Genomic DNA, 26,351 nt, shown 5'->3' on the forward strand with positions numbered 1-26,351 from the left:
TTCTCGCTTGTGTCTTTATCTGGCTGCCGCTGATTTGAATTCTATACAGCCCCTAGAATTTCTGATAAGACTATTTGCTTATAAAATGTAGAGCTAGTCACTATTTAGTGACTATTTTAACCGCTTTATTTTTATAGCTTAGCTGCTACGAACCCAGTTTCATCACTTGCGTAAAAAGGAACTTATAATGCCAAGCTCAATGCCAAGCTCAATGTCAAAAAACACCACTCATACTTCTCGCGATAACTTTCAAGATAGATCGAAAATCAAAGCCGCTATCTTGTTAATCAGCAGTACGTTTTTAGTATCGCTATCTGCTCATGCTGCTGAATCGACAATCAATCAATCAAATACTATCAACCCAACATCGATTAATACCAGTGCTATCAATCTAGCGATTATGACTGATAATCCTACCGTATTGTCTGAAACTCAGCGTGTTACACCAGCAACAAGTAATGTCCTTACCCCCACGACTAACACTGCCAAAACCGATCAAGCCATTTACTCAGCTGACGCGATTCATCATCCGGTTTGGGCAAAGAATGGCATGGTCGCCACCCAAGAAGCCCTCGCCTCTGATATCGGCCTCAAAATTTTAAAAGACGGTGGTAATGCGGTTGATGCTGGGGTCGCCGTTGGCTTTGCCTTAGCAGTGACCTTACCGCGTGCTGGAAACATCGGCGGTGGTGGTTTTATGATGATTTATGATGCCAAGCAAGGCAAAACAGTGGCACTCGATTACCGTGAAAAAGCGCCGAGTAGCGCCTCGCGTGATATGTATCTCGATGAAGAAGGCAATGCGGTCAGTGATTTATCACGCTATCATGGCTTAGCGATTGGGGTTCCGGGGACAGTCGCAGGATTACTTAAAGCGTTAGAAGATCATGGCACCATGAGTCGCGGACAAGTGATGGCACCAGCCATTGCACTGGCTGAGGACGGTATAGAAGTGACTGCAGGTCTGTCCGAGTCACTAGAAGCCCTAAGCGATCGTTTGCAAAAATGGCCAAGTACTAAAAAGATATTTTTTAAAGCCGATGGCAGCGCCTATCAACCCGGTGAGCGTTTAAAACAACCTGAACTGGCAAAATCACTTAAGCTTGTTGCGGCAAAAGGTGCCGATGGGTTTTATAAAGGGGAAACGGCCAAAAAACTGGTAAAAGCGGTTAATGAAGCTGGCGGTAGCATGAGCCTAGAAGACTTAGCCAATTATCAAGCCATTGCCCGCCAGCCTGTGAAAGGTGATTATCGCGGTTATGAGATTGTATCGATGCCACCACCCTCTTCTGGCGGTATACACATCGTACAGATTTTAAATATCTTAGAAGGCTATCCGCTAAAAGACTACGGTCAAAACAGCGCGCAAACGATTCACTTAATGGCTGAAGCAATGCAGTTGGCTTATGCGGATCGAGCGGAGTATTTGGGGGATTCTGATTTTATCGATGTGCCTGCCAGCGGCTTAACCTCACAAGCTTATGCGGATAAACTGCGCGCGTTGATTAATCCAGAAAAAGCCACGCCAGCGTCTACCGTTAAGGCAAATAATCCACTACCTTATGAAAGCGATCAAACCACGCATTTCTCTATCGTTGATAAAGACGGCAATGCGATAGCCAATACCTATACGCTGAACTTTTCTTACGGTACTGGGCTGGTTGCTGAAGGCACAGGTATTTTACTCAATAATGAAATGGATGATTTTTCTGCCAAACCCGGCGTGCCTAATGGCTATGGACTATTAGGTGGTGAGGCAAATGCGGTAGAAGCTAATAAACGACCGTTATCCTCGATGAGTCCGACAATCGTATTTAAAGACAGTAAACCTTATATCGTCACTGGTAGCCCCGGTGGTAGCCGCATTATTACTACCGTCGCGCAAGTGATCTCTAACGTCATCGATCATGATATGAATATCGCTGAAGCGACACACGCACCGCGTATCCATGACCAATGGCTGCCCGATGAGATTCGAGTCGAAAAAGCACTAAATATTGATACCGTTAAAAAACTTGAATCAATGGGGCACAAGGTCAGCCCCAAAGCAGCCATGGGCTCAACGCAGTCGATTATGATGACGCCAAATGGAGTCTATGGTTCTTCTGACCCACGTATCGTCGATGCGGCGGTGGTTGGGTATTAACTTAGTTTGTTGATGATAGATGGGTTTGGCGAAACTGGGTTGGCGACATGCCTGTAAACTGTTTGAACTGGCGGCTAAAGGCACTATGATCTCCATAGCCACAGTTCAGCGATATTTGAGTAATCGACATCTCAGGCAGCGCCAATAATTTAATGGCATATTCCAAACGCAGTTTTTGCACAAACTGTAATGGCGACATATTCAATACTATTTTGAAGGTTCGCTCTAATTGAGATAGGCTTAGATTCGCCAGTTCTGCCAACTGAGATATATTAATTTTCTGTTCTAAATTCTCTCGTACAAATTGTGATACTTCAGCCAAACGGGCGTGTTTACGTAAAATGCGCTCGTTATCTTCATCAATATCAACAGATATACCTACCATAGCGATTATCTTTTTTTGTATATCATAAATAGGTAATTTATTGGTAATACACCAACCTAACTGACCTGATGCGTAACTATGCACTTCTAAATTATCAACGATTGATTTCCCTTCTCGTAATACTCTCATATCTTGTAAGATACAATCTTTACTCTGCCGGTGAGAAAACACCTGTTCTGTGGTAAATCCAACAATATCTTCGCGCTTATCTAACTTACAGCGTTTCAATAACGTTCTATTCGCTAGCTGATAACGCGCCTGCTCATCTTTGACAAAGAATACAACGTTCGTCAGCGTATCCAATAACGGCAATAATAACGACACGTTACCAATAAAAGCTGCACTGCTGTCGGGATAGTAAGCAACCATGCTTTGCTGCAATGACATCGCTAACGTTGTATCTTCCACCGAATGACTAAGCATATAACCTCCTTGTCATATAAGTCATGTAAATCATATAATTCGTATCAATCACATCATATTATTCACTTAACACTCTCTTATTCACTTAACACTCTCTTATTCACTTAACACTCTCTTATTCAGTTAAGTGTCTTATTCATTTATAGAAACTATCCAGTGGTTATAAAATAGTCATTCACACGCTATTTTATGACCACTTTTTTTATTGGTAAATTTTAGCTAGAGGGCCCTCTAGTGTACACCGTTGCACTATGCAGAAATGCGCATCTCTTCTAAAGAAAATGACAAGACGACTCATTTAAAAAAGTTCATTGTATATATAGACCTTAGATATTAGCTGCTTACTATTAAATACTAGGTCATATGGAATGTAACTTTTTCACGGATGAATTAGGACGTCAGCAATGTCTTCTACACTATTTAATTTCAAAATTATTGACTCACATACTGGCGGTGAACCCACTCGCATGGTCTGTGACGGCTTCCCTACTCTTGTCGGTGACACCATCCAAGACAAGCTGCAGTACTTTAAACAAAACTTTGATCATTTACGTCAAAGCATAATTTTAGAACCTCGTGGCAATGATGTGCTCGTGGGTGCCCTACTTGTACCTGCCACTAACCCTCAAGCCACTGCGGGTGTCATCTTTTTTAATAACACTGGCTATCTTGGTATGTGTGGTCATGGCACCATCGGCGTGATTATCTCTTTAGCACATCAACAAAAAATCACTGCTGGCGAGCATTGGTTAGAAACTCCGGTCGGCTTGGTAAAAACCACCCTTCATGATGACGGCAGCTGCAGTGTTCAAAATGTCCCTTCTTATCGTTATAAAAAACAAGTTGCAGTACAAGTACCTGAACTAGGTCTTATCCGTGGCGATATCGCTTGGGGTGGCAACTGGTTCTTTTTGGTCAGTGAGCATGGGCAAAATATTCAGGCCAATAATGTGACCGCACTGACTCAAGCATGTGTACAAATTAAACAAGCATTAGTTGCCGCTAATATCACTGGCGAAAATGGCGGCGAGATTGATCATATTGAGTTGTTTGCTGACAGTACAGAAGAACACATGGATAGTAAAAACTTCGTTTTGTGTCCAGGTTCAGCTTATGACCGCTCGCCTTGTGGTACTGGCACTAGCGCCAAACTTGCCTGCCTAGCCGCTGACAATAATCTGGCGCCTGAACAACTCTGGCAGCAGCAAGGGGTTGTTGGTAGCTCATTTACGGGCAGTTATCAGTATGCAACTTCTAGCCAGCTCGACCAAACGCTAGCTTATCCTGAACACACGATTATACCAACAATTTGTGGTCACGCTTATGTCTGTGCCGAAACAGTACTGATCGTTCAAGAAGCAGATCCTTTTAAATGGGGCATACCTTCTTCATAGCGTGAGTTCCAATTAATAGTCTGATATTGGTCAGCATGTACTGAGTACAGAACCATAAAAAAATTAAGTCAAACCATTTCAAGCACATATGATTTACCGAGAGTATTTATGAACACCTCAAACGTCGACTTACATATTATTGGTGGCGGCATTATCGGCCTAGCCGCTGCGGTAACGTTGCAAGCGCAGGGCGTCAATGTCGTCCTGCTTGAGGCAGAAAAGATAGATCAAGGTGCTTCATTAGGTAACGCAGGACACTTAGCGACTGAACAAGTCTTTCCAATTGCTGACGCCAGTATGCTACGTCATATTCCTGCCATGCTTTTTAATCCGGCAGGTCCACTACGGTTAGATTGGCGCTACTTGCCACGTTTGATGCCATGGGCTCTACAGTTACTAATGAATATGCGCCCTGAACCGTTTGAGCGTATTCATCAAGCGATATTAAGCCTAAACCAAGGAAGTATCCAAGCATGGCAAAAATTTTCGAATCAATGGCAACTCAATGAATGGGTGCATGTCGAAGGCTCATTATTAGCGGTCGAAAAGCCCGCCAGCCTAAACAATTTAAAGACCCACGGCGCGCGCCTTAACAACATGGGCGTCACTAATAAGTTACTAACCAAGGAAGCGCTGCTAGAACGTGAGCCTGCCTTACAAGACAACCAGTTAGGGGCATTATTTTTCCCTGATACTGGACATATCACTAATTTAAAAGCGGTTATTAACCAACTTAGTGCCACTTTTATACAGCTTGGCGGGCATATTATTGAGCATTGCAGGGTACTTGCAGTGACTCCTAGCGCAGACAGTATTCACTTGACCACCAGCCAAGGTGATATTTCCGCTTCTAAAGTGATGCTGGCAGCAGGCGCGCACTCCAAAGTACTGGCCAAACAGCTCACAGGGGTGAGCGTGCCATTGGATACTGAGCGCGGTTATCACCTAATGCTCCCTAATGAAAGTGCGCGCCTACAGATACCCGTATCGAGCATGGATCGGCGATTTATCATGACCCCGATGCAAGGCGGGCTACGTTTGGCTGGCACAGTTGAATACGCAGGACTTGAAGCGCCAGCCAACATGAAGCGTGCACAAATGCTATTACAGCAAGCGCAGCCTATGCTCAAAGCACCATTAGACACAAAAGATAGTGTGCCGTGGATGGGATTTCGACCATCGACAGCCGACTCGCTACCGGTCATCGACAAAATTGATCGCGTATTTCTAAACTTTGGCCATCAGCATTTAGGCTTAACACAAGCAGTCGTCAGTGCGCAGATGATTGCAGAATACTATTTTGATGAGCCACACGCTATCGACCCGACACCTTACCGACTTAACCGTTTTAAGAGAGCGTCATCCTGAACCAGATGACGTTATGTAAATAAACCAACCGATTTATCATTGAATTATCATGAATTAAATCATCAATAACCAAGGATAGTCTCATGAACATAAATGGAATTTTAGTCCCGATCGTTACCCCTTTCGATAACAATGGTGATGTTGATACCGAAACCTTAACCACGCTAGTAGAAGCATTTATCGATAAAGGCGTCACTGGTATCGTTGCTTGCGGTACTACCGGCGAATATTATACGTTTTCAGCAGCAGAGCGTGAATTGGTGTTAATTACGATTGCTAAAGCAGCTAAAGATAAAGTGACTCTGATCGCTGGTATCAATAGCTTATCAACCGATAACTCTATTGAACTTGCCAAACAAGCTAAAGAATTAGGTTATGACGGTTTGATGCTATCTGCACCACCTTATAGCTTACCTGAGCAGGATGGCGTCATCGCTCATTTTGAAAAAGTGGCTGATGCTAGCGACCTACCCATCGTTATGTATAACTTCCCTGACCGTGTCGGCGTTAGCATTGAATTTGATACCGTCGCGCATTTAGCCAAACATCCTAATATCGTGGGCGTCAAAGAAAGTAGCGGCGACTTTAGTCATGCTCTACGCATGCTACAAGCAAACTTTGATAACTTTGATGTGGTTTGCGGCTGTGATGACCAACCCGTTGATTTCTTTTTCTGGGGCGCAAAAAGCTGGATTGCTGGTGCAGCTAACGTCTTTCCAGAAGAACAAGTCGCTCTATTTAATGCCACTCAGCAAGGCGATTGGGATAAGGCCAAGCAAATTATGAGCGACATGTATCCTGCTATCCATTCTATGGAATCCGGTAACTATAACCAAAAAGCCAAAGCTGGTTGCCTAAAAGGTAGCATGGAAGTTGGTTCAGTACGTGTACCCTTGACTGCAATGCCAGAAGACGAAAAAGCAGAATTCTTAGCCTTACTGTCTTAGAGAAAGCTGGCTTAATGAAAGACATCTTAATAAAAACACAGATAACAGACACTTAATGATTTGGTGCCATACCTTACTAAATTAAGCGCTAAATAAAGGTATAACGACCGTATTCATGACGCTTAATAAAAGATGAACATGGCACCAATATATAAGGATCATAAAATGAGCATGACTAAAGAACAAGTATTCGAGCAAGCGCAGCAGCAGAAACTGTGGGCAGGACATTTGATAGCTGATGAAAATCTCTCGACAGCCACCTTAGACAATATTACGCCAATTGATAATAGTGTTATCGGCCAAATTGCTTCTGGTACTGCCGACGATGTTAATGTTGCTGTAAAAGTTGCACGCGATAGTTTTGAAAACGGTGAATGGCGTCGCTTAGCGCCTGCTGAACGCAAAGCCATAATGCAACGCTGGTGCGCACTGATGCATGAACACTTCGAAGAGCTAGCGGCTTTGGATTGTGTTGATGCCGGCAAGCCAATTACCGAATGCTTAAACACTGACATGCCAGCAACTGTCGAGACCTTTGAATGGTATGCCGAAGCGGCTGATAAAGTATTTGGCAAAGTCGCCCCTACAGGTAGCGCGGCTTTAGGACTTATCGTCCAAGAACCAATCGGTGTTGTCGGTGCAGTGCTGCCATGGAACTTTCCAGCACAGATGTATGCTTGGAAAGTCGCGCCTGCTCTGATTATGGGTAACTCCGTCATCGTCAAACCTGCTGAACTGACCTCTTTATCAGCCTACCGCTTGACCGAACTGGCATATGAAGCTGGCGTACCAAGAGAAGCATTACAGATGGTCTGCGGCCTTGGTGAAAACGTTGGCGCGGCGCTTGGCCAGCATATGGATGTTGACATGGTTTCGTTTACTGGCTCCACAGAGGTAGGACGCCTGTTCTTACAATATTCGGCACAAAGTAATCTAAAAGAGATTGTCTTAGAATGCGGTGGTAAAAGCCCACAAATCGTCTTTGATGACGCTGTAATTGACGATGCTGTAATCGACGATATATTATCCGCCGCGTTTTGGAATATGAGTGAAAACTGTAGTTGTGGTTCGCGGTTATTGGTACATAGCAGCCAAAAAGCAAGTCTTCTTAATAAACTCACGGAAGGTCTCAAAGATTGGAAAGTTGGCTCCCCTTTTGATGCCGATACTGCCATCGGCCCGATGATTGAAAAGGCACATTTCGATAAAGTTTGCCATTATCTTAAAACTGCAAAAGAAGAAGGTGCAACTGTTGTCGCCGGCGGCAATATTCGTGACGACTTAGGCAGTGGCTGGTATGTCGAGCCGACCATCTTTGACGATGTTAGTGCTGATATGACGTTATTTAAAGAGGAAGTCTTCGGACCCTTGCTTGCGGTCACTAGCTTTGAGACCGAAGAGGAAGCCGTCAAGTTGGCAAATGAAACCAATTATGGTTTAGCTGCTTCTTTTTATACCCAAAATATTAAACGTGCTTATCGCGTCGCCTCAGCTATCAAAGCGGGCACCGTTTCTATTAATGGGTTTTCAGAAGGCGATATCACCACCCCATTCGGTGGCTACAAACAATCAGGATTCGGTGGACGCGACAACGGACTTGAAGCGTTATCACAGTACACACAAACCAAAACCATTTGGTTGGTTAATTAATAGCAGGCTTATTCAATAAACACGGTCATATCATAAAAGTAAGTGCTATGACCGTAGTCAGCCGTATGAACAATGGCTTAAATGATGAGTTAGTTTTTTAGTCACAAACTTACAGGGAAGTAAGGCCATGGAAGCGATTATCAATACCATCGTCGGCTATATATGGAGCGATGCATTAGTTTATTTGGCACTCGGTGTCGGTATCTATTTTACCGTGATGACCCGCGGTGTACAGTTTCGCTATCTCAAAGAGATGGTCAGACTATTATTTGACAAACAAACCTCAACCCAAAGTATCAGCTCATTCCAAGCCTTCTGTATGGCGCTATCAGGCCGTATTGGGGTCGGTAATATCGCCGGGGTTGCCACTGCCATCGCAGCGGGTGGCCCTGGAGCGGTATTTTGGATGGTCGTTATGGGCTTGCTTGGCGGTGCCAGTGCGTTTATTGAGTCCACTCTTGCACAGGTTTATAAGCATACCGTTGATGATCAGTATCGCGGCGGCTCACCGTTTTATATTGAGCGCGGACTTAAGATGAAACCCTTTGCCATTGTAGTGGCTACGGTCACCTGTCTGTCTTATGGCGTTTTGGTACCCGGCGTACAAGCCAATACCATTGCCGATTCTTTCGATACCGCCTTTAACATCTCACCTGCTGTCACTGGCCTCATTATCGTCGCTATGTTAGCCGTTATTATCTTTGGCGGTGTAAAACGTATCGCTAGCTTCGCTTGTAAAGTTGTCCCGTTTATGGCGATTGGCTACATCTTAATGATGGTTATCGTTTTAGCATTTAATGCCTCGAACCTACCGGCTATGTTCGCATTAATTTTCAAAAGCGCGTTTGGTATGGATGCGGTCTTTGGTGGTATCGTCGGCCTTGCCATTTCTTGGGGTGTACGTCGCGCAGTATTTTCAAATGTCGCGGGCGCAGGCGAAGCTACTTTCAGTTCAGCTGCTGCAGAAGTATCGCATCCAGCCAAACAAGGTTTAGTACAAAGCTTTTCTATCTATATAGATACTGTCGTCGTCTGTACTGCAACTGCACTAATGATTTTATCTACAGGCATGTATAACGTCATTCCTACAGAAGGATTGACTCTGGTCGAAAACTTGCCAGGTATTGAGGCTGGAACCGCATTTACCCAAGCAGCCGTTTCGACAGTGTTTAGCCAATACGGTAGTGGCTTTGTCGCTATTGCCATCTTCTTATTTGCATTCACCTGCTTGATTGCTTATTACTATATTGCTGAAACCACCCTAGTATATCTAGATAGCAAGTTGCGTTATCCGGTCTTAAAACCACTATTGAAAATTGTATTTTTAATCGTTTGTTTTACCGGTAGCATGCAATCAGTGGGTGTAATGTGGGCGCTAGGCGATATTGGCTTCGGTAGTATGTGTTATCTCAACTTTATCGCAATCGTATTGCTTAGTAAAACGGCTCTAAAAGTTCTTAAAGACTATGATGAGCAGATGAAGCTAGGTCTCGATCCTATCTTTGATCCCAGAAAAGCCGGTGTTGAAAATGCTGATTTCTGGATAGAATATAGTGATAAATACGATAAGCGTTAAAAATAATTCTAACAACAGTTAGTGTGTTTGATAGGTATAAACTAAAGCCTTTGATATCGTCATGATATCAAAGGCTTTTCTAACTAAGTTTTACAGCTTATTAATTATTATTAAACCTCATACTGACGATGACTTAATTTGCTATAGTTCTAAACAGGCATCATAACCCTGTAGCATCATGCTAATAATCAACGGTACTGTTTATTTTAATAAAACTCTAGAAAAGTGACTGATAAAATGGGCTTTCGATTTAGAAAAAGTATTAAACTGGCGCCTGGTGTGCGTATTAATCTGACCAAAAAAGGCATCTCTAGCGTCTCTGTCGGCAAACGCGGTGCGACGGTTAATGTTGGTAAAAAAGGCACACGTGGCACAGTCGGTATTCCTGGTAGTCGACTGTCTTATTCTTCTTATAAATCGCATAATAAAGCCACGCCTAGACCTCAGCGCTCAATTCAGAAGAAACCTACACAACACAGTAGTCCTGCTTCCACTCGCCTGCCCGTTCCTTCAGTACAAGATATGAACGCCACTCAAAAACCAGTCAGTATCCTACTTGGTATTGGTATTTTTTTATTTCCCATCATTTTTTCATGGTTTACGCTCAAGCAAGGCTATTCGACAGTCAGCCGTATTATCAGCATGTTATGGATGATGCTTTATATTTTTTCATACCTTAAAACTTAAGTATTTATCATGAAAACTCACTTATGATATTGATTTTATAGGCATAAAAAATATTTTTTACATGTTTTTACTCAGTCTTACAGGTTTGAATCAGTAGCTGCGCGCGCCAAATAATGCTATTATTAACGACCAAATTTAAACGGTAAAAATACAAGTTTTAGCGTTCTACTGCGTCTTAAAAAAGCATAAAGTATTGATAATAAAAATTTTATCATCATACAACCCATTCCTTCTCGATCGTACCAGTAAGAGTCTTCTATGGCATTTGTACACCTTGGCATTCACAGCGAATATTCCATTACCGATTCTATCGTGCGTATCAAGCCGTTGATTAAAGCGGCAGCGGCAGACAATCAAAGCGCGCTTGCGTTGACCGACTTATCGAACCTTTATGCCACGGTAAAGTTCTACCGTGCCTGCTTGGGCGCTGGTATTAAACCCATTATCGGTAGTGAAGTCATTATGGATAATGACGACACACGCTTGACCTTATTGGCGATGGATAACGAAGGCTATCAAAACATTACCCGCATCGTATCGCTTGGCTTTACCGAAGGTCGCGCAGACCCTGCCAACCATGGTACGCCTGTCATTAAACGTCACCATATTTTAGAGCATGCGGCAGGCGTCATTATTTTATTCACTGAAAAATCTGATGTCGGTCAAGCGTTAGTTGGCTCGATGCCAGAAAAAGCCGATGAGCTGCTAACAGAATGGCAAGCCTATTTTAGTGATCGCTTATATTTTGCCATTAAACGTACCAATCGCTCAGGCGAAGACGCATTTATTAAAGCGGCGATTCATGCGGGTGCCAAACACAATATTCCAATTGTTGCCCATAATGACGTGCGCTTTTTAGAACAAGACGATTTTGATGCTCACGAAGCACGGGTTTGTATCGCAGGCTCTTATGTCCTTGCCGATCAAAATCGCCCACAAACTTATTCCGATGAGCAATATTTAAAAACTCAAGCGCAAATGGAGCAATTGTTTGCTGATATTCCGCAAGTTATTGATAATACCTTACGCTTAACAACCCGCTGTAATGTAACCTTGACACTGGGTATTAACGTCCTGCCTGATTTTCCCGTACCTGAAGGTGAAACCACTGAGTCGTTTTTTCGGGCTGAGTCGCAACGCGGTCTTGATAGGCGGCTAGACAAGCTATTTCCTGTTGACGAGCGTAGTGAACACTGGGACGACTTTCGCCAAAAGTATGACGAGCGCTTAGAATATGAGCTTGAGATTATCTTATCCATGGGTTTCCCTGGTTACTTCCTTATCGTCATGGATTTTATCCGCTGGGCGAAAGCCAATGGCGTACCTGTTGGCCCAGGCCGTGGTTCTGGTGCCGGGTCCTTGGTCGCTTATGCATTAAACATTACCGATCTTGACCCTATTCATTACGACTTGCTTTTTGAGCGCTTCTTAAACCCTGAGCGTGTCTCCATGCCCGATTTCGATATTGACTTTTGTATTGAAGGTCGTGACCGCGTTATTGATTATGTCGCACAAACTTATGGGCGTGAAGCGGTCTCGCAGATTATCACATTTGGTACCATGGCAGCAAAAGCAGTGGTACGAGATGTGGCGCGCGTACAAAGTAAATCGTACTTTCTCGCCAGCAAATTATCAAAACTCATCCCCAAAACGCCCGGTATTACGCTGAGCCAAGCCCTCGAACAAGAGCCGCAGCTCAAAGATTTAATCTCCAACCCTGATAATATGGATTATGAAGATGCCATTGAGATTTGGGAGATGGCCATTAAGCTGGAAGGTGTCTGCCGAAACGTCGGTAAACATGCGGGTGGCGTACTAATTGCCCCTCATAAAATCACTGATTTTAGTGCTATTTACTGTGATGACGAAGGACACCGCGTTAGTCAATTTGATAAAGACGATGTCGAAGATGTTGGTCTGGTAAAGTTTGACTTCTTGGGTCTACGTAACTTAACGGTAATTAGCGCGGCCGTTGAAAACATCAATCGACGCCGTGCGATAGAAGGCAAAGATGCGCTGGTGTTAGAAGAGTTGCCATTAGATGACAGCAAGGCTTATAAGCTACTGCAAGATGCCAAAACCACGGCTGTCTTTCAGCTAGAAAGTATGGGCATGAAAAAGTATCTGGCAAAATTACAACCGACCAATATCGAAGACGTTATCGCCATGTGTGCGCTCTATCGTCCCGGCCCGCTTGATGCCGGTATGGTTGAGATGTATATCGACCGTAAGCACGGCCGCGAGGAAGTCATTTATGACCATCCTAACCTTGAGCCAATTTTAGAAAACACCAACGGCGTTATTGTCTATCAAGAACAAGTGATGCAAATCTCGCAAGTCATGGCGGGCTATAGCTTGGGCGGTGCGGATATGTTACGCCGTGCCATGGGTAAGAAAAAGCCTGAAGAGATGGCCAAACAGCGCGATATTTTTATCACAGGGGCGACGTCGCAAGGTATCGATGAAGTGACTTCAGGTGGCGTATTTGACTTGATGGAAAAGTTCGCCGGTTATGGTTTTAACCGCTCGCATTCTGCTGCTTATGGTGTACTGGCTTATCAAACTGCTTATCTAAAGCAATACTACCCTGCCGAATTTATGGCCGCGGTACTCACATCAGATATGAACAACACCGATAACGTGGTGTTCTTTATCAATGACTGCCGTGAAAACTTTGATTTAACCGTGGTCAATCCATCGGTTAACCGCAGTGAATGGCACTTTGTTGCTGATACGCCAACCAACATTATTTATGGACTGGGCGCTATTAAAGGGGTTGGTGAAGGTGCGGTTGAATCTATCGTTGATGCGCGCCGCCGTGAGGGTCCGTTTAAAGATTTATATGACTTTTGCCGACGCGTTGATATCAAAAAGGTTAATAAGCGCACCCTTGAAGGTCTGATAAACGCTGGCTGTTTTGATGACTTTGCTACCACTTTACGACCTGACTTGCCAGCAGACGAAGCATACGAGATTCGCGGTGCGCTGATGAGTCAACTGCCAAGCGCGGTGCAAGCCGCTGAGCAAGACCGTCAAAACCGCGAGATCGGTATGATGGATTTGTTTGGTGAAATGGATGGCGTCGTTGCCGCACCGCCACTCGTGATGACACCTGAGTTGATTTGGGGCGATAAGCATCGTTTAAAAGCTGAAAAAAATACGTTAGGTTTGTATTTAACGGGACATCCTATCAATGAGTATTTAGACGAGTTAAAACGTTATACCTCAGGCGCACGCCTCGATAAGCTCACGGATACGGGCTATAATGGTAGCTGCTACTTTGCAGGCTTAATCATCGACATCGCCAATTTTGGTAACCGTAACGTCATTACCTTGGATGATGGCACCTCAAGGCTAGAGGTAAGCTGTTACGCTGAGCGCTTCAATCGTGTTAAAGACCAGCTCAAGGTTGACGAAGTAGTTATTATAAAAGGCAGTATCCGTGAGCGCGAGGGTCGCCTATTTGCGCGCCTTGATAGTGCTATGAGCATGGTCGATGCCCGACTCAGATGGCTAAAAAAAATCAGTATTAAAATTCACGGCAGCGATATCGACTTACTGACGCGCATGCAACCGTTACTTAAATCTGCACAAGCCAGTATTATTCCGGTACCAAAGCTGTCTTATGACCATGAACAAAACGAGCAAGGCGGTAATATAAACAACGGCGCTAACGGTGTTTACGATCCGGTGATGGGCGGCAGCCTATATGATGAAGATGGCAACGATTTATTGGCGTTAGAAAGCGACATGACTCAAGATACTCTTAACCAAAATGGCAGCAGCTATGCCAACAACGCCCTGAGTAATACAGACGCTTCCATTAACGATAACTGCCTGCCACTTGGGCTGAGTATCTATGAAGAATATGGCATTGCCAATGTTGGTTTATCGGAGCATTGGCGCGTTTATCCCAATGACGATAATTTACAACAGCTAAAAAGTATGATTAGTGAGGATAAATTACACTTTCATTACAGCTGATGATTTGATTAGCGTTAGCATATTCATTAGCATTAAGAAACCAACGACACTTAAACTTTCCATGTTAACTTTTATCCTATTGGACACATGACCATGGCTGAAAACCACAATAACAATATAACTGCCAATCCTGATGACCAGGTTATCAATGATGAGCAATTTGAAGATATGCGTGACTTACTAGAAGAAGACTTTGTCGATTTAATACAAGTCTATATTACTGACTGTCATGAGCGTATCACCAAACTTAGAATCGCGCAGCAAGAAAACGATAATGCCAATGGCTTTGAGCTTGCTCACGCATTAAAAGGTGCCAGTGCTAATCTGGGTACAACCCAACTGGTAAGTCTTAGCAGTCAATTACAAGAGCGATGCCGCGAGCAGCGTATCAGCGAACAAGCCCCGCTTATCGAAGACATTGCTATAGCATTAGACCATGCAGAACAAGACATCAACCAGCGCTTGGAGCAATAATGAGTAACAATGCATCATCGTCAATAGCGGGTTTTTCGGTCAGCGATTATCTGTCTTGCATACAAGTGGTGATGGTTAATACCACCTTACCCGCCAATATCGGCTCAGCAGCGCGCGCGATGCATACTATGGGCTTATCACATTTAACGGTCGTTGACCCTAAGCTGCCAATTGATGACACCAGTGTCTCACACGCCGCTGGTGGTAGTGATTTATTGTCCTCCGCAACCATAACACCGACACTAGAGTCGGCAATAGCGGACTGTCAGCTAGTGTTTGCGGCCAGCAGTCGCAGTCGTCATCTGCCCCGCCCTGTGGTAACACCTACCCAAGCGGCCAAAATCATGCTGGATTTTATTGATAAGCAGTCGGCTATAGCATTAAGCACGACTACCAATGATCAACCAATAAGTGACAAGGCCAACAAGCCAAATATTGCTATCCTATTTGGCCGTGAAGATCGTGGTTTGACCAACGAAGAGTTGGCTTACGCTGATTATCATATTCAAATCGATGCCAATCCTGCCTACCCAGTGCTCAATGTCGCCTCAGCGGTGCAAGTGATAGCCAGTTTTATCTTTGCTTATATCCAAACGCATATCGAAGCTGATAGTAATAAGGGTAATGAGGAAAGATTAGAAACGACGGGCAGCCTAGAGATAACAGAACATCCCCTACTTAATACCTATCTACGTCAGCAATGGGATGAACCTGCGATTACCCAGCAGCAATTGCAACAGCTTACAGAACGCATCACCGCATTAATGGTGCAACGTAAACTGGCAGACAGCGAACATTTAAAATCGCTACCATCACGTTTGTCTCGACTGGGCTCGCGCCTACAGCTCGATCAAAAAGAATATCAATTATTAAGCGCTTTGATTGCCAAACTTGCAAAAGATTAATACTTAGCTACAATTCATGGCTCACTAGATTTTTTGTGCCATGGACAGCAGTTAATATATTGCCGTACGCCGCACACATCATTCGATAACTATCATTCATTTTTTATGAATCGAACAACAGTAGCAACTGTTCACTAACAGCTGGCCTGAATTTGAGAATAACCAGCATTTAATACTAAAAAGGAGTTTATTATGAATTGGACCGTTTATTTATCTGGAGAAATACACACCGACTGGCGTCAGAAAATCATGCAAGGCGCTAAAGACCATGGTCTGAATATTAAGTTCACATCTGCAGTGACTGAGCACGAAGCCAGCGACGCAGCCGGTGATGTACTCGGCGAAAATGAAAGTGGATTCTGGCGCGACCATCAGTCGTCGAAGGTCAATGCGATTCGTACCAAAAATATGATTCAAAAATGTGATATTGCTATCATTCGTTTTGGTGATAAATACAAGCAGTGGAACGCCGCTTTCGATGCGGGCTACTGTGCGGCCTTGGGCAAGCCTTATATCACATTGCATGCTGAGGATATTATTCATCCACTAAAAGAAGTGGATGCAGCAGCAATGGGCTGGGCGCAAACGCCTGAGCAGGTTGTAGAGCTATTAAAATATATTACCAGCAACAGCTAATTCGGAAACGATTACCTGTAAGTAAGAAGTTCATATAACTTTGCCATCTGCTCTTATTTATCACTCATCGCTATATTTTATGAGGCAAAGCTGCTATAACTAAAGAGATTGTAATTAAAAACACGATAGGATGCTTTATGTCATTGCCAACCGCCTTGTTCAAATCGCTTGCTAGCATTAAAAAAGACTTAAAAGAAGATATCGACGCGGTCTTTAATCGCGATCCTGCAGCGCGTAATAGCTTAGAAGTTGTCTTAACTTATCCTGGCATCCACGCTCTTATCTTGCATCGCGGTGCCCATTGTCTGTGGCAAAATGAGCAGAAACTTGCAGCGCGTGTGATCTCTTATGGTTCACGCATCATCACTGGTATTGAGATTCATCCTGCTGCCACAATCGGTAAACGCTTTTTTATTGACCATGGCGTTGGTGTGGTCATTGGTGAAACTGCTGAGATTGGCAACGATGTCACTTTATACCATGGCGTCACCCTTGGCGGTGTCTCTTGGAACAATGGCAAACGTCATCCAACTTTGGAAGACGGGGTCATCGTTGGTGCAGGTGCCAAAGTATTAGGCCCTTTCACTGTAGGTAAAGGCGCTAAAATTGGCTCAAATGCCGTGGTGGTAAAACCTGTACCAGCTGGTGCCACCATGGTAGGCAGTGCCGCTCGGATGATTTCTGATCATCACGATGAAAAAGGCAACCCATTGACCACTAAGGTGCAAGATACCAAGCAACAAGAAAAAGTTGCACAAGCAGGGACAACTGATAACCAGCAGGATAAAGACTCAAGCCAAAGCACAGTACGGGCGACGGCGTTTCAGGCTTATGGTATTGACCCTTCTTCAAACGACCCTGTTGCTGAAGCTTTTGCTAAAATGCTCGAGCATATTCAGCAATCAGAAAATCGTCTCGATCAGCTGCAAACAGCAATGTGCAAGATTGACCCAGAGTTCTGTAAGAAAAAATACGATAAATTGTGTTTAGAGGATTTAGACGTAATTGGTCAAAAAGATATGGATGAGGCGGACGCTGAGCAGAAGTAAGCCTAGCGTTAAGTCACTGATTGACGCTCGCAAGAACAGATATATTATAGTCTCAAGCTAAAACCCGAAGCCATTCATAACTATTGGCTTCGGGTTTTTTATAATGGAAACAGAAAGCCGTATTTATTAGTTTATTTTCTCTTCAGCCCATTGTTTTAATACCACCGCTTGATTATGCTCTTCGTCTTTTGCGCCATAAATAAAAGTTACATTGTGCTTTTCAAGCTGGTATTTTACTTTGTCTAGAAACTCATCTTTAAGCTCGTTGTCTTCTAATTCTTTTTTATAGGATTTTTTAAAGTCACTGAACTTGTCTGCGTCATGGTCAAAGGACTTCCTCAGTTTATCTGAAGGTGCAATATCTTTTGGCCACCAGCTATAACTTAGGTCTTCTTTTTTTATACCTCTTGGCCATAACCGGTCTACTAATATACAGTATCCGTCATCATTTCCCTTCTCTGTATACGCTCTTCGGATTTTAATTTTTGACATAACTATATAATCCTTGTAGTGATAAACATTAATAGAATATTTGAATGGTTGGCTCGCTAACCTGCCTTATCCATAGATAGTATAAATAATGATACAGGGAAAATCTGATTAAAACGATGAATTGGGCTGCTTTAAGAATGCTATTTCTTCTGCACTAGACACTCGCCTCAGTACCTTATTACGATGTGGATAACGGCCAAAGCGATCGATAATTATTTTATGCTTCATCTCTGAGTTAAAGATTTCTGCATTGGTAAATTGCTCAAATAACCGTTCAGCTTGCTGATGAATAAGCTTCGATTCACTATGCATATAAGGCATCAACAGAAACTTGCGCGCCTCTAAACTGACAAGCTCTTCTAACGCGCCGCTAGCCACAGCCTCCTGCGCCAGCGCTAATGCCATTGCATCTTGAGAAAAAGCGGCTGGAGTATCACGATAAATATTACGTGAAAACTGATCCAATACAATAATCTCTGCTAAGCGCCCCTGCGTACTACTACGCCATGCATAAAATTCGGCAGCGGCGGCTTGCTCGAGTACAGTGGTAAATTGCTCAGTTAATAATCGATCAAAACTTAAATCTTTTTCAAAAAATTTCTGGCTGCCCGCCTCATTAAAACAAAATTCTAATATTTTTTTGTGCATAAACCACACCTTGCAAATTCTGATAGGCAATGATGCATAGACCAAACATCTTACTCAAATCTACTCTAACAATCTATTTTTTTTGTTACTATTAACTCTTTTAACCCTGCTCTTTCATGGGCTTTAAATGGATAACGATCTGCCATAACTATCCATTCAGATTCATCTTTATTGCTTAGGCTATTTATATTATTCGCTAATCTAATAAGCAATATATCAATGTCCATAGTGACTTGCTTGATTGGCGTTTGTAATTCCGTTAGACGCTGCCTATGGCAATCCCTTTCAAACTTTTTAAACCTCTGCTGTAACTGTTGTAATGTTAGTGGCGCGGTTAATATCAAATAGACACATTGGTTGGTATAAGCAGGTTTTGGCAGCTCAGGAGTCGCCGTAAAATCAGGGTTTTGAAAAGCTATCGATAATTCTATCTCTCCTATAGTCGCCAAACTTTCTCGGACGCGTAATAAATGCTTTTCTGCTTGGTAATTACTACCCAAAGCCAATAGCACAGCTGCCACTGGTTGCGTTTGTAATTGCTCAGGCGCACACTTTTTTAGCATTTCAAGATTCAAATCAACTCGCTCTTTATGCATCATCAGATTGGCTGTTATTATCACCAACTGCTTCGCTATCTGAAGCTTTGGCACTACGCGTTATTTGTACCCCAACGGCATCTGCTTGTTTAATAGCAGTGGGTTTAGCGACACTCAACGTCACTTGATGGCAGGCATATTTTGCTAGTAGTTTGTCCACAATCTCTCCTGCCAGATGTTCAAGCAATTGCGCTTTAATAGTCTGGCACCAATCCGTCACATCATCGCAGACCGCTTTATAATTAAGCGCATCGCCGACGTCATCTGAGATTGCCGCTTTGCGAATATCTGTTTCCAGTGCAATATCAATCAGTAAGGGCTGGGTAATAGCGCGCTCCCACTCATAAACACCGATTACCGCCTCTACTTTTAGGCCTTTGACAAATACTACATCAGACTGGGTATGAAACATGCTTTCATCCTTGTTAACTAAATTTTTACTAGTTTTTATTTACCAGTTATAGTCGATACTGAGTAAAATGGATACACAAAACTATGCTACGTGACTGGTACAAATTTTTCTTGCTGGCTGTGCCTACGCCGACAGAGGCTACAAAACATTTATCCCAGCCCCGCTGTATCTCTTTTATATCGACCTGACTGTATTAAGTACCATTTCTCACTCTGGTTGTTAATTCTACTTTAGCTTCTATTTAACGCTTTCTAAAGCCTCTTCGCGTAGACGTTCGGCTTTTAACGCTTTACTAGGACGGTGTCGCCACAGATCAATGCTAAATAACAACAACCCTAACCAAATTAAACCAAATACGGCTAAGCGATGTAAGTCAAATGGCTCTTTATAATAAAATACAGCCAAAAAGAAAATAAAGGTTGGCGTTAAATAATTCATAAAACTAAGGATGCTATAAGCCACTAACTTGGTCGATTTATTAAACATCAATAGCGGTATCAAGGTAATGGGACCCGCCAGCATTAATAGCCAAATAGAAGGCGTAAACCAAAAGCTGATATGACTACTCGCCACATCAGACTGCCAGAACCACCATAGAAAAATAGGCAACAGCATGGCGGTTTCAACGAACATCGCGTCGACAGCGGTAAGAGGCGTTTGCCGTTGAATGGTACCATAAGTGCTAAAGCTAAAGGCCAAGATCAAGGATATCCACGGCAAACTACCCAGCATGACCACTTGAATAACGACCGACAATAGCGCAAAGCCAATCGCTACCCATTGTAAGGATCGCAGGCGTTCTTTGAACAAAATCATCGATAGCGCCACCCCAACGAGTGGGCCGATAAAATACCCCAAACTGGCTTCTAAAATCTGATCATGATTGACCGCCCAAACATAGGTAAGCCAATTGACAGCAATAATAGCGCCTGAGATAAAGGTATAGGCTATCCATCTTGGATTTTTCTTAAGCGTATCGATCCACTGCCAACGCTTAGTAACGATCAATACCACCAGCAGGCAAGCAAATGTCCAAACAATGCGGTGACCAATGATTTCGGTGGCATTATAGTCAGACAGTTGCTTAAAATATAAAGGAAAAGCGCCCCAAATAGAAAAGGCAATCAGGGCGGTGACAATGCCGCGTCTGGTTGTTTTAATAGGAGTAATTGATTTTTTGATGACGTTTTGAGTAGTCATAAGACAATACAACTTTTTAGAGCAAAGCGCGCCCTCACCCAACTATCATCATTGATGATAACTCGGTGGTAAGAGCACAGGGTCACTACAGATAGGATAAAAGGTAAAAAGCAATGTGTAGATACTAAAATCGTATCTACACATTGCTGACGATAATAACTATTTAAAAAAAACAATCTTACATTATAACTTATAACCAATTTGGCCGAATTCAGCAGTCAATGTTACTCATATAGTAATTAATAAAATGACGAATGAAGCCGACATTTTATTAATATTAAACAGCACCATTATCGACTTCAATAGCCATACCAATTTGGTTGGCAAGCTCGGCAAATCCTGGGAAGCTGGTATTAACGGTTTCGATACCTTCGATTGTGATCTGCTCAGACGCCCGCAAACTCGCCACGGCAAAGCTCATGGCAATGCGATGATCGTGATGCGAGGTGATATGTCCACCACCGAAAACTGGGGTACTATTATCGACCTGACCGCCAATTACTTTGCTCATTTGTCCATGGCTGCCTTGACCTTCAATAATCAAGCCATCATCCGTCACGGTGCAATCAACACCCAGCGCTTGTAAGCCTTCTGCCATGACGGCGATACGATCTGACTCTTTAACACGCAGCTCTTTCGCACCAGTTAACACCGTACGACCTTGGGCACAACTTGCCGCAATAAATAGTACTGGAAACTCATCAATGGCAAGCGGAACAAGCATTTCTGGAATCTTGATTCCGACCAGATTGGATGAGCGAATAGTAATGTCAGCAACAGGTTCTTCACCGACATAGGTTTTATTACTTAACGTGATATCTGCTTGCATTAATTTTAAAATATCAATAATACCCGTACGAGTAGGATTGATGCCGACCTGTTTTAAAGTCAACTCACTACCATGACTGATAGCAGCGGCAACCATAAAGAATGCTGCTGAAGAGATGTCTGCAGGTACAGCTATATCACCGCCTGTTAATGTACCACCACCGTCAACACTGATACGATTACCGTCAACCGTTACTGGATACCCAAAGGCTGAAAGCATACGTTCGGTATGGTCGCGGCTCACTTCCGGTTGCGTGACTGTCGTGGTGCCTTCTGCCCATAATCCAGCGAGCAATAAGCAGGACTTTATTTGTGCTGAGGCGACTGGCATATCGTACTCAACACCTTGTAGTGGTTTACCCACGTTATCACGACCAGTGATGCTCAGCGGTGCTGTACCACTATGTCCTGTACTTTGAATCACTGCACCCATCTCGCGCAGCGGCGCAGCGACTCGCTCCATCGGACGTTTATTCAAACTGGTATCGCCAGTCATGACACTATCAAAAGATTGCGCTGCTAAAATACCCGCTAGTAGACGCATGCTGGTGCCTGAATTGCCCATATATAGTGGCGTCTTGCTTGGTTTTAAACCATTCATACCCACGCCATGAATGGTTAGCCTACCCTTATCAGGACCTTCAATAGTCACACCCATATCGCGAAATGCTTGCAAAGTTGCCAGTGCATCTTCCCCTTCCAAAAACCCAGTGACCTTGGTGACACCAGTTGCAAGGCTTCCAAGCATGATACTGCGATGTGAGATAGATTTATCACCAGGAATAGTAATGGTGCCAGAAACGGTGTTACTTGGAGAGATTAGGTAAGAAGCTGACATGGCAGAGGTATCCGTATAAGGGGTGCTGGCTAACATATGGCCGAAATGTCGCCGTGCGGCTTGCGCGCGGCCTAAAAGTCCCATCAGGGCAGTTGAATCTTTATCAATGATAAGCTGGCGCATGGTCTGTAGATAAACACCGTACTCATCAAGGGCGCTCACAATCGCGTCTTGGTTGGCAAAAAATATATCATGCCACATTTTAGGGTCGCTGGCAGCGATACGGGTAAAATCGCGAAACCCGCCAGCAGCATAGCGAAACATATCTAAATTGTCATCGTGGCTTGCTAGCTGCTCTACTAGATTAAATGCCAATAGGTGCGGTAAATGACTGGTATGCGCCAATATCGAATCATGATGGTCAGCTGCCATCGGCATGACTGTCGCACCTGCCGCTTCCCATAATTGGCGTAACTTTGTAATGGCCGTCTGTTTGGTCGTTGGTAGCTCACAAATGATGACGCTATGGTTGACAAATAAATTGGCTCGCCTGGCATGATACCCTGAATTTTCAGCACCGGCAATCGGATGTGCTGGCACCAAGCCCACAGGTAATGAGCTAAAGACGGCTTTGGCGGCATCAATAATATTAACCTTGGTACTACAGACATCAGTAATGATGCAGTCAGTAGCAAGCTGACCACTGTCCATCGCTGTTTTGATATCTGCGAATACTGTTTGCACCGCTTGTACTGGCACCGCAATAACGATTAAGTCACTGCCCGACACCACTTTGCTTAATTCCGAGCTTCCCGCATCTAATAAACCCTGCTGAATAGCCTCTTCGATGCTTGGAGCATGCCTGTCGACTGCCACCAAACGCCGACTTAAGCCATTATCTTTAATCGCTTGGGCTAAACTGGCACCAATCAATCCCAAACCTATCACACAAACTTGATCGAATAATGGTGGTAAAGTAGATAGGTTGGGTGCAGCTGCGGTTTGATGACTTGCCGCTTGATTTATTTTTTGCATATTATTTTAGTTATCATGTCACTTAATAGGTGTTAGCTGAACAGCTTTGAGTTTGATAGCATTAAGCTCAGCCATCAGTCAATCTTAATCATCAGTCAATATAGAACGTAGAGTATCGATTAGACGGGTATTGTCTTCTGCGACCCCAACGGTAACCCTTAACCAATTAGGTAAACCATAAGCATCGAGCGGACGCACTATCACGCCTTGCTCCAATAACGCCTGGTGAATCACAGCAGCCGTTACGTCCTCCATCTCAACTTCTATTTCTACCATAACAAAGTTGGCATGTGATTTAACAAAACCCAAGCCCAACGCATCAAACTGCTTCTCTAGCCAGCGCCTTTGCCCTTGGTTGGTTGAGCTAACTTTTTCAATAAAATCTTGGTCAGTCAGTGCGGCAGCGGCAGCAGCCAGAGCCACGCGGCTGACATTAAACGGCTGACGGATCCGATTAAGTAAGTCAGCAACTGCAACTGAACTCAGCGCATAACCAACACGCAGACCCGCCAGTCCATAAGCTTTAGAAAAAGTACGTACAATGACCACGTTGCCAAATTCATCTAACAGCGCCCGATTGTTACTTTCAGGACTGTATTCGATATAAGCCTCATCTAATACTATCAATACCGAACTTGGCACACTAGCCACAAACTCACGTAGCTCTTTATGTTCAAGCTGTGTACCGGTCGGATTATTAGGATTGGCGATAAACACCATCTTAGTATTAGGATTGTCTTGAACCGCTTGGCTCATGGCTTTTAAATCATGACCAAAACGATTGGCAGGTACTTCAATACCCATTGCGCCTTGCATTTTAGCCAGCATCGGATAAATAATAAATGCATATTGACTATAAACGAGCGCATCATCAGCACCGGCAAAACTACGCGCCAAGATATCAAGCAAATCGTTAGAGCCATTACCTAGCGTAATCTGTTCAACATCAACCTCATTAAAATCAGCCAATGCTTGTTTCAGATAATAGCCATTGCCATCAGGATAACGCGACAACTGACCTAACTGCTCGGTAATCGCTAGCGTTACTTGCGGTGAGCAGCCTATCGGATTCTCATTGCTGGCAAGCTTTACCACATCTGAGACGCCATATTCACGCGTTAACTCTTCAACCGGCTTCCCAGTTTGATAAGGTGCCAACTCTAAAATACTGTCATAAGCAGGTGCTAGCAGTGATAAATTTGACTCTGTCGATGGCGTAGACTGCATGATTTATCCTTAGGTTTAATTTTTCTATATCTATAATACCGCTTTTGGATAAGAGCCCAATATACGTAAATCTTTGACCAATGGGCGGATATCAGCGATAGCAGCACTAACATTAGGGTCTTGAATGTGCCCATCCATATCGATAAAGAACACGTAAGCCCATTTATTAGGGCGTTCTGGACGCGTCTCGATACTGGTCATAGAGACGCCATGATACGATAACGGTTTTAAAATCTCGATCAGGGCACCCGCTTTATCATGCGCTGAAACCATAATAGAGGTTTTGTCTTGACCTGATGGCGCAATTGCTTCGTGACCGATAATCAGGAATCGTGTGGTGTTGCTAGGGTTGTCTTCGATATTTGAGTAAAGCTTGTGCAAGTCATATTCCACAGCAGCTACATCGCCTGCAATCGCTGCTGAATGCCACTCATTTCTTAAGCGTCGCGCCGCTTCTCCGTTGCTCGATACAGCAACACGCTCAACATTAGGATAATTGACATCGAGCCAATGGCGACATTGTGCCAAGGATTGCTGATGCGAATAAATACGGCTTAAGCCATCAAGTTTGGTATGCTCAGCGACCAAGAAGTTTTGATGAATCGGTAACTCAACCTCACCAATGATTTTTAAGGTAGAAGATAAAAAACCATCTAGCGTATGGTTGACCACGCCCTCTGAGGAGTTTTCGACTGGCACCACACCATACATCGCCGTGCCTGCTTCGACTTCACGGAATACATCAGTAATGGTGTTTAGCGGCACGGTATCAGCCGCTTTGCCAAAGTGCTTTAAAGCGGCGGCATGGGTAAAGGTGCCGACAGGGCCCAAAAAGGCAATACGTTGCGGCGCTTCTAAATCAAGGCATACCGACATAATCTCACGGAATAAGCGTGCCATTTTTTCATCAGCGATTGGCCCACCATTGCGCTCCATCACCGCTTTTAAAACTTGAGCCTCACGCTCAGGACGATAAAAGATAGGGTTGCTATCGTCAGTGGTCGGGTTATTGGCAATATGGTTTTTCTTTACCGTTGCCACTTGCTGAGCCAGCTTGGCACGATTATTAATCAGCGTTTGAATTTCGCAGTCTACTGTGTCAATACTTTGGCGAATATTGTCCAAAAACTCTTTTTCAGTTGCGGTATCGCTAGTGCTTGCGCTGGTTTGATTTAGATTATCCACGTTCTGCTCTGGTGACTGCTCACTCATTACCGCCCATCCTTTTTTAGATTTTATAACTACTATTTATCACTATTAGATATAACATGCTTAAATACTTTTGCTATTTAGCACAAGCCAAATAACCAACCTGCTCTACTATAACAAAAACTAGGGACAGTGCCCATTTGTAAATGCGCATAAACCTATAAATAGCTATAAATCTTAGCACAGTTGAATGATATAAAGGCCAAGCACCGTGAAACTATCAGCTAACTTAATCTCAAAATAGGCTCAAATCTATGTTACAGTTTGAGCGTACCCATAACTTTATTGATAGTTACTTATTA

Annotated in this window: 20 protein-coding genes and 1 pseudogene; 12 read left to right on the forward strand and 9 right to left on the reverse strand. The window is 43.7% G+C overall.

What is annotated here, in order from left to right:
• Positions 1 to 211: 211 nt before the first annotated feature.
• Complete coding sequence (gene ggt / locus EI162_RS05895; RefSeq protein WP_192523505.1) at positions 212 to 2,146, forward strand: gamma-glutamyltransferase; 1,935 nt, start codon at positions 212 to 214, stop codon at positions 2,144 to 2,146.
• Position 2,147: 1 nt separating this feature from the next.
• Here ggt and EI162_RS05900 read toward each other — a convergent pair whose 3' ends face one another.
• Positions 2,148 to 2,954 carry a helix-turn-helix domain-containing protein gene (locus EI162_RS05900; RefSeq protein WP_192523480.1) on the reverse strand — a complete coding sequence of 269 codons (807 nt, stop codon included), beginning with the start codon at positions 2,952 to 2,954 and terminating at the stop codon, positions 2,148 to 2,150.
• A gap of 404 nt (positions 2,955 to 3,358) precedes the next feature.
• Here EI162_RS05900 and EI162_RS05905 point away from each other — a divergent pair, with 404 nt between their 5' ends.
• The 11 genes and pseudogenes from EI162_RS05905 to cysE all read left to right on the forward strand — a co-directional run bounded on the left by EI162_RS05905 (position 3,359) and on the right by cysE (position 17,624).
• Positions 3,359 to 4,348 carry a proline racemase family protein gene (locus EI162_RS05905; protein WP_192523481.1) on the forward strand — a complete coding sequence of 330 codons (990 nt, stop codon included), beginning with the start codon at positions 3,359 to 3,361 and terminating at the stop codon, positions 4,346 to 4,348.
• 108 nt (positions 4,349 to 4,456) lie between these two features.
• Positions 4,457 to 5,716 carry an NAD(P)/FAD-dependent oxidoreductase gene (locus tag EI162_RS05910; RefSeq protein WP_192523482.1) on the forward strand — a complete coding sequence of 420 codons (1,260 nt, stop codon included), beginning with the start codon at positions 4,457 to 4,459 and terminating at the stop codon, positions 5,714 to 5,716.
• Positions 5,717 to 5,799: 83 nt separating this feature from the next.
• Entirely contained in the window at positions 5,800 to 6,663 is an 864-nt protein-coding gene (gene dapA / locus EI162_RS05915; protein ID WP_192523483.1) for a 4-hydroxy-tetrahydrodipicolinate synthase, read from the forward strand.
• Positions 6,664 to 6,828: 165 nt separating this feature from the next.
• A complete protein-coding gene (locus tag EI162_RS05920) occupies positions 6,829 to 8,313 on the forward strand; it encodes an aldehyde dehydrogenase (RefSeq protein WP_192523484.1) in 1,485 nt (494 codons plus the stop codon).
• Between the two features lie 127 nt (positions 8,314 to 8,440).
• The gene (locus tag EI162_RS05925) at positions 8,441 to 9,889 is read left to right on the forward strand and encodes an alanine/glycine:cation symporter family protein (RefSeq protein WP_192523485.1); all 1,449 of its coding nucleotides are present in this window, start codon (positions 8,441 to 8,443) and stop codon (positions 9,887 to 9,889) included.
• Between the two features lie 237 nt (positions 9,890 to 10,126).
• Positions 10,127 to 10,301 (forward strand): annotated as a pseudogene (locus EI162_RS14620) (DUF4236 domain-containing protein); the annotation flags it as partial.
• 533 nt (positions 10,302 to 10,834) lie between these two features.
• Positions 10,835 to 14,560, forward strand: coding sequence for a DNA polymerase III subunit alpha (gene dnaE, locus EI162_RS05935; protein ID WP_192523487.1), 3,726 nt, complete (start codon positions 10,835 to 10,837; stop codon positions 14,558 to 14,560).
• Positions 14,561 to 14,653: 93 nt separating this feature from the next.
• Positions 14,654 to 15,034 carry an Hpt domain-containing protein gene (locus tag EI162_RS05940; RefSeq protein ID WP_192523488.1) on the forward strand — a complete coding sequence of 127 codons (381 nt, stop codon included), beginning with the start codon at positions 14,654 to 14,656 and terminating at the stop codon, positions 15,032 to 15,034.
• Positions 15,034 to 15,939, forward strand: coding sequence for an RNA methyltransferase (locus tag EI162_RS05945; protein ID WP_192523489.1), 906 nt, complete (start codon positions 15,034 to 15,036; stop codon positions 15,937 to 15,939). Before EI162_RS05940 ends, EI162_RS05945 begins: the two co-directional genes overlap by 1 nt.
• 192 nt (positions 15,940 to 16,131) lie before the next feature.
• Entirely contained in the window at positions 16,132 to 16,575 is a 444-nt protein-coding gene (locus EI162_RS05950; protein ID WP_192523490.1) for a YtoQ family protein, read from the forward strand.
• Between the two features lie 176 nt (positions 16,576 to 16,751).
• A complete protein-coding gene (cysE, locus tag EI162_RS05955; RefSeq protein WP_413038380.1) occupies positions 16,752 to 17,624 on the forward strand; it encodes a serine O-acetyltransferase in 873 nt (290 codons plus the stop codon).
• 126 nt (positions 17,625 to 17,750) lie between these two features.
• Here cysE and EI162_RS05960 read toward each other — a convergent pair whose 3' ends face one another.
• The 8 genes from EI162_RS05960 to pheA all read right to left on the reverse strand — a co-directional run bounded on the left by EI162_RS05960 (position 17,751) and on the right by pheA (position 26,052).
• Positions 17,751 to 18,116 carry a DUF488 domain-containing protein gene (locus tag EI162_RS05960; RefSeq protein WP_192523492.1) on the reverse strand — a complete coding sequence of 122 codons (366 nt, stop codon included), beginning with the start codon at positions 18,114 to 18,116 and terminating at the stop codon, positions 17,751 to 17,753.
• A gap of 108 nt (positions 18,117 to 18,224) precedes the next feature.
• Complete coding sequence (locus EI162_RS05965; RefSeq protein WP_318779293.1) at positions 18,225 to 18,773, reverse strand: DUF924 family protein; 549 nt, start codon at positions 18,771 to 18,773, stop codon at positions 18,225 to 18,227.
• Positions 18,774 to 18,829: 56 nt separating this feature from the next.
• Entirely contained in the window at positions 18,830 to 19,363 is a 534-nt protein-coding gene (locus EI162_RS05970; protein WP_192523494.1) for a 2-amino-4-hydroxy-6-hydroxymethyldihydropteridine diphosphokinase, read from the reverse strand.
• The gene (gene folB / locus EI162_RS05975; protein WP_192523495.1) at positions 19,353 to 19,772 is read right to left on the reverse strand and encodes a dihydroneopterin aldolase; all 420 of its coding nucleotides are present in this window, start codon (positions 19,770 to 19,772) and stop codon (positions 19,353 to 19,355) included. Before folB ends, EI162_RS05970 begins: the two co-directional genes overlap by 11 nt.
• Before the next feature lie 237 nt (positions 19,773 to 20,009).
• Positions 20,010 to 20,972 carry an EamA family transporter RarD gene (gene rarD / locus EI162_RS05980; RefSeq protein WP_192523496.1) on the reverse strand — a complete coding sequence of 321 codons (963 nt, stop codon included), beginning with the start codon at positions 20,970 to 20,972 and terminating at the stop codon, positions 20,010 to 20,012.
• Between the two features lie 277 nt (positions 20,973 to 21,249).
• Positions 21,250 to 23,613: a bifunctional prephenate dehydrogenase/3-phosphoshikimate 1-carboxyvinyltransferase gene (locus EI162_RS05985; RefSeq protein WP_192523497.1), complete on the reverse strand. Its 2,364-nt coding sequence runs from the start codon at positions 23,611 to 23,613 to the stop codon at positions 21,250 to 21,252.
• An 84-nt stretch (positions 23,614 to 23,697) separates the two neighbouring features.
• Entirely contained in the window at positions 23,698 to 24,840 is a 1,143-nt protein-coding gene (gene hisC, locus EI162_RS05990; protein ID WP_192523498.1) for a histidinol-phosphate transaminase, read from the reverse strand.
• Between the two features lie 30 nt (positions 24,841 to 24,870).
• Positions 24,871 to 26,052, reverse strand: coding sequence for a prephenate dehydratase (gene pheA / locus EI162_RS05995; protein WP_192523499.1), 1,182 nt, complete (start codon positions 26,050 to 26,052; stop codon positions 24,871 to 24,873).
• Positions 26,053 to 26,351 lie beyond the last annotated feature (299 nt).

Source organism: Psychrobacter sp. FME6, from assembly GCF_014861365.1.
In the GTDB taxonomy this organism is placed as follows: domain Bacteria; phylum Pseudomonadota; class Gammaproteobacteria; order Pseudomonadales; family Moraxellaceae; genus Psychrobacter.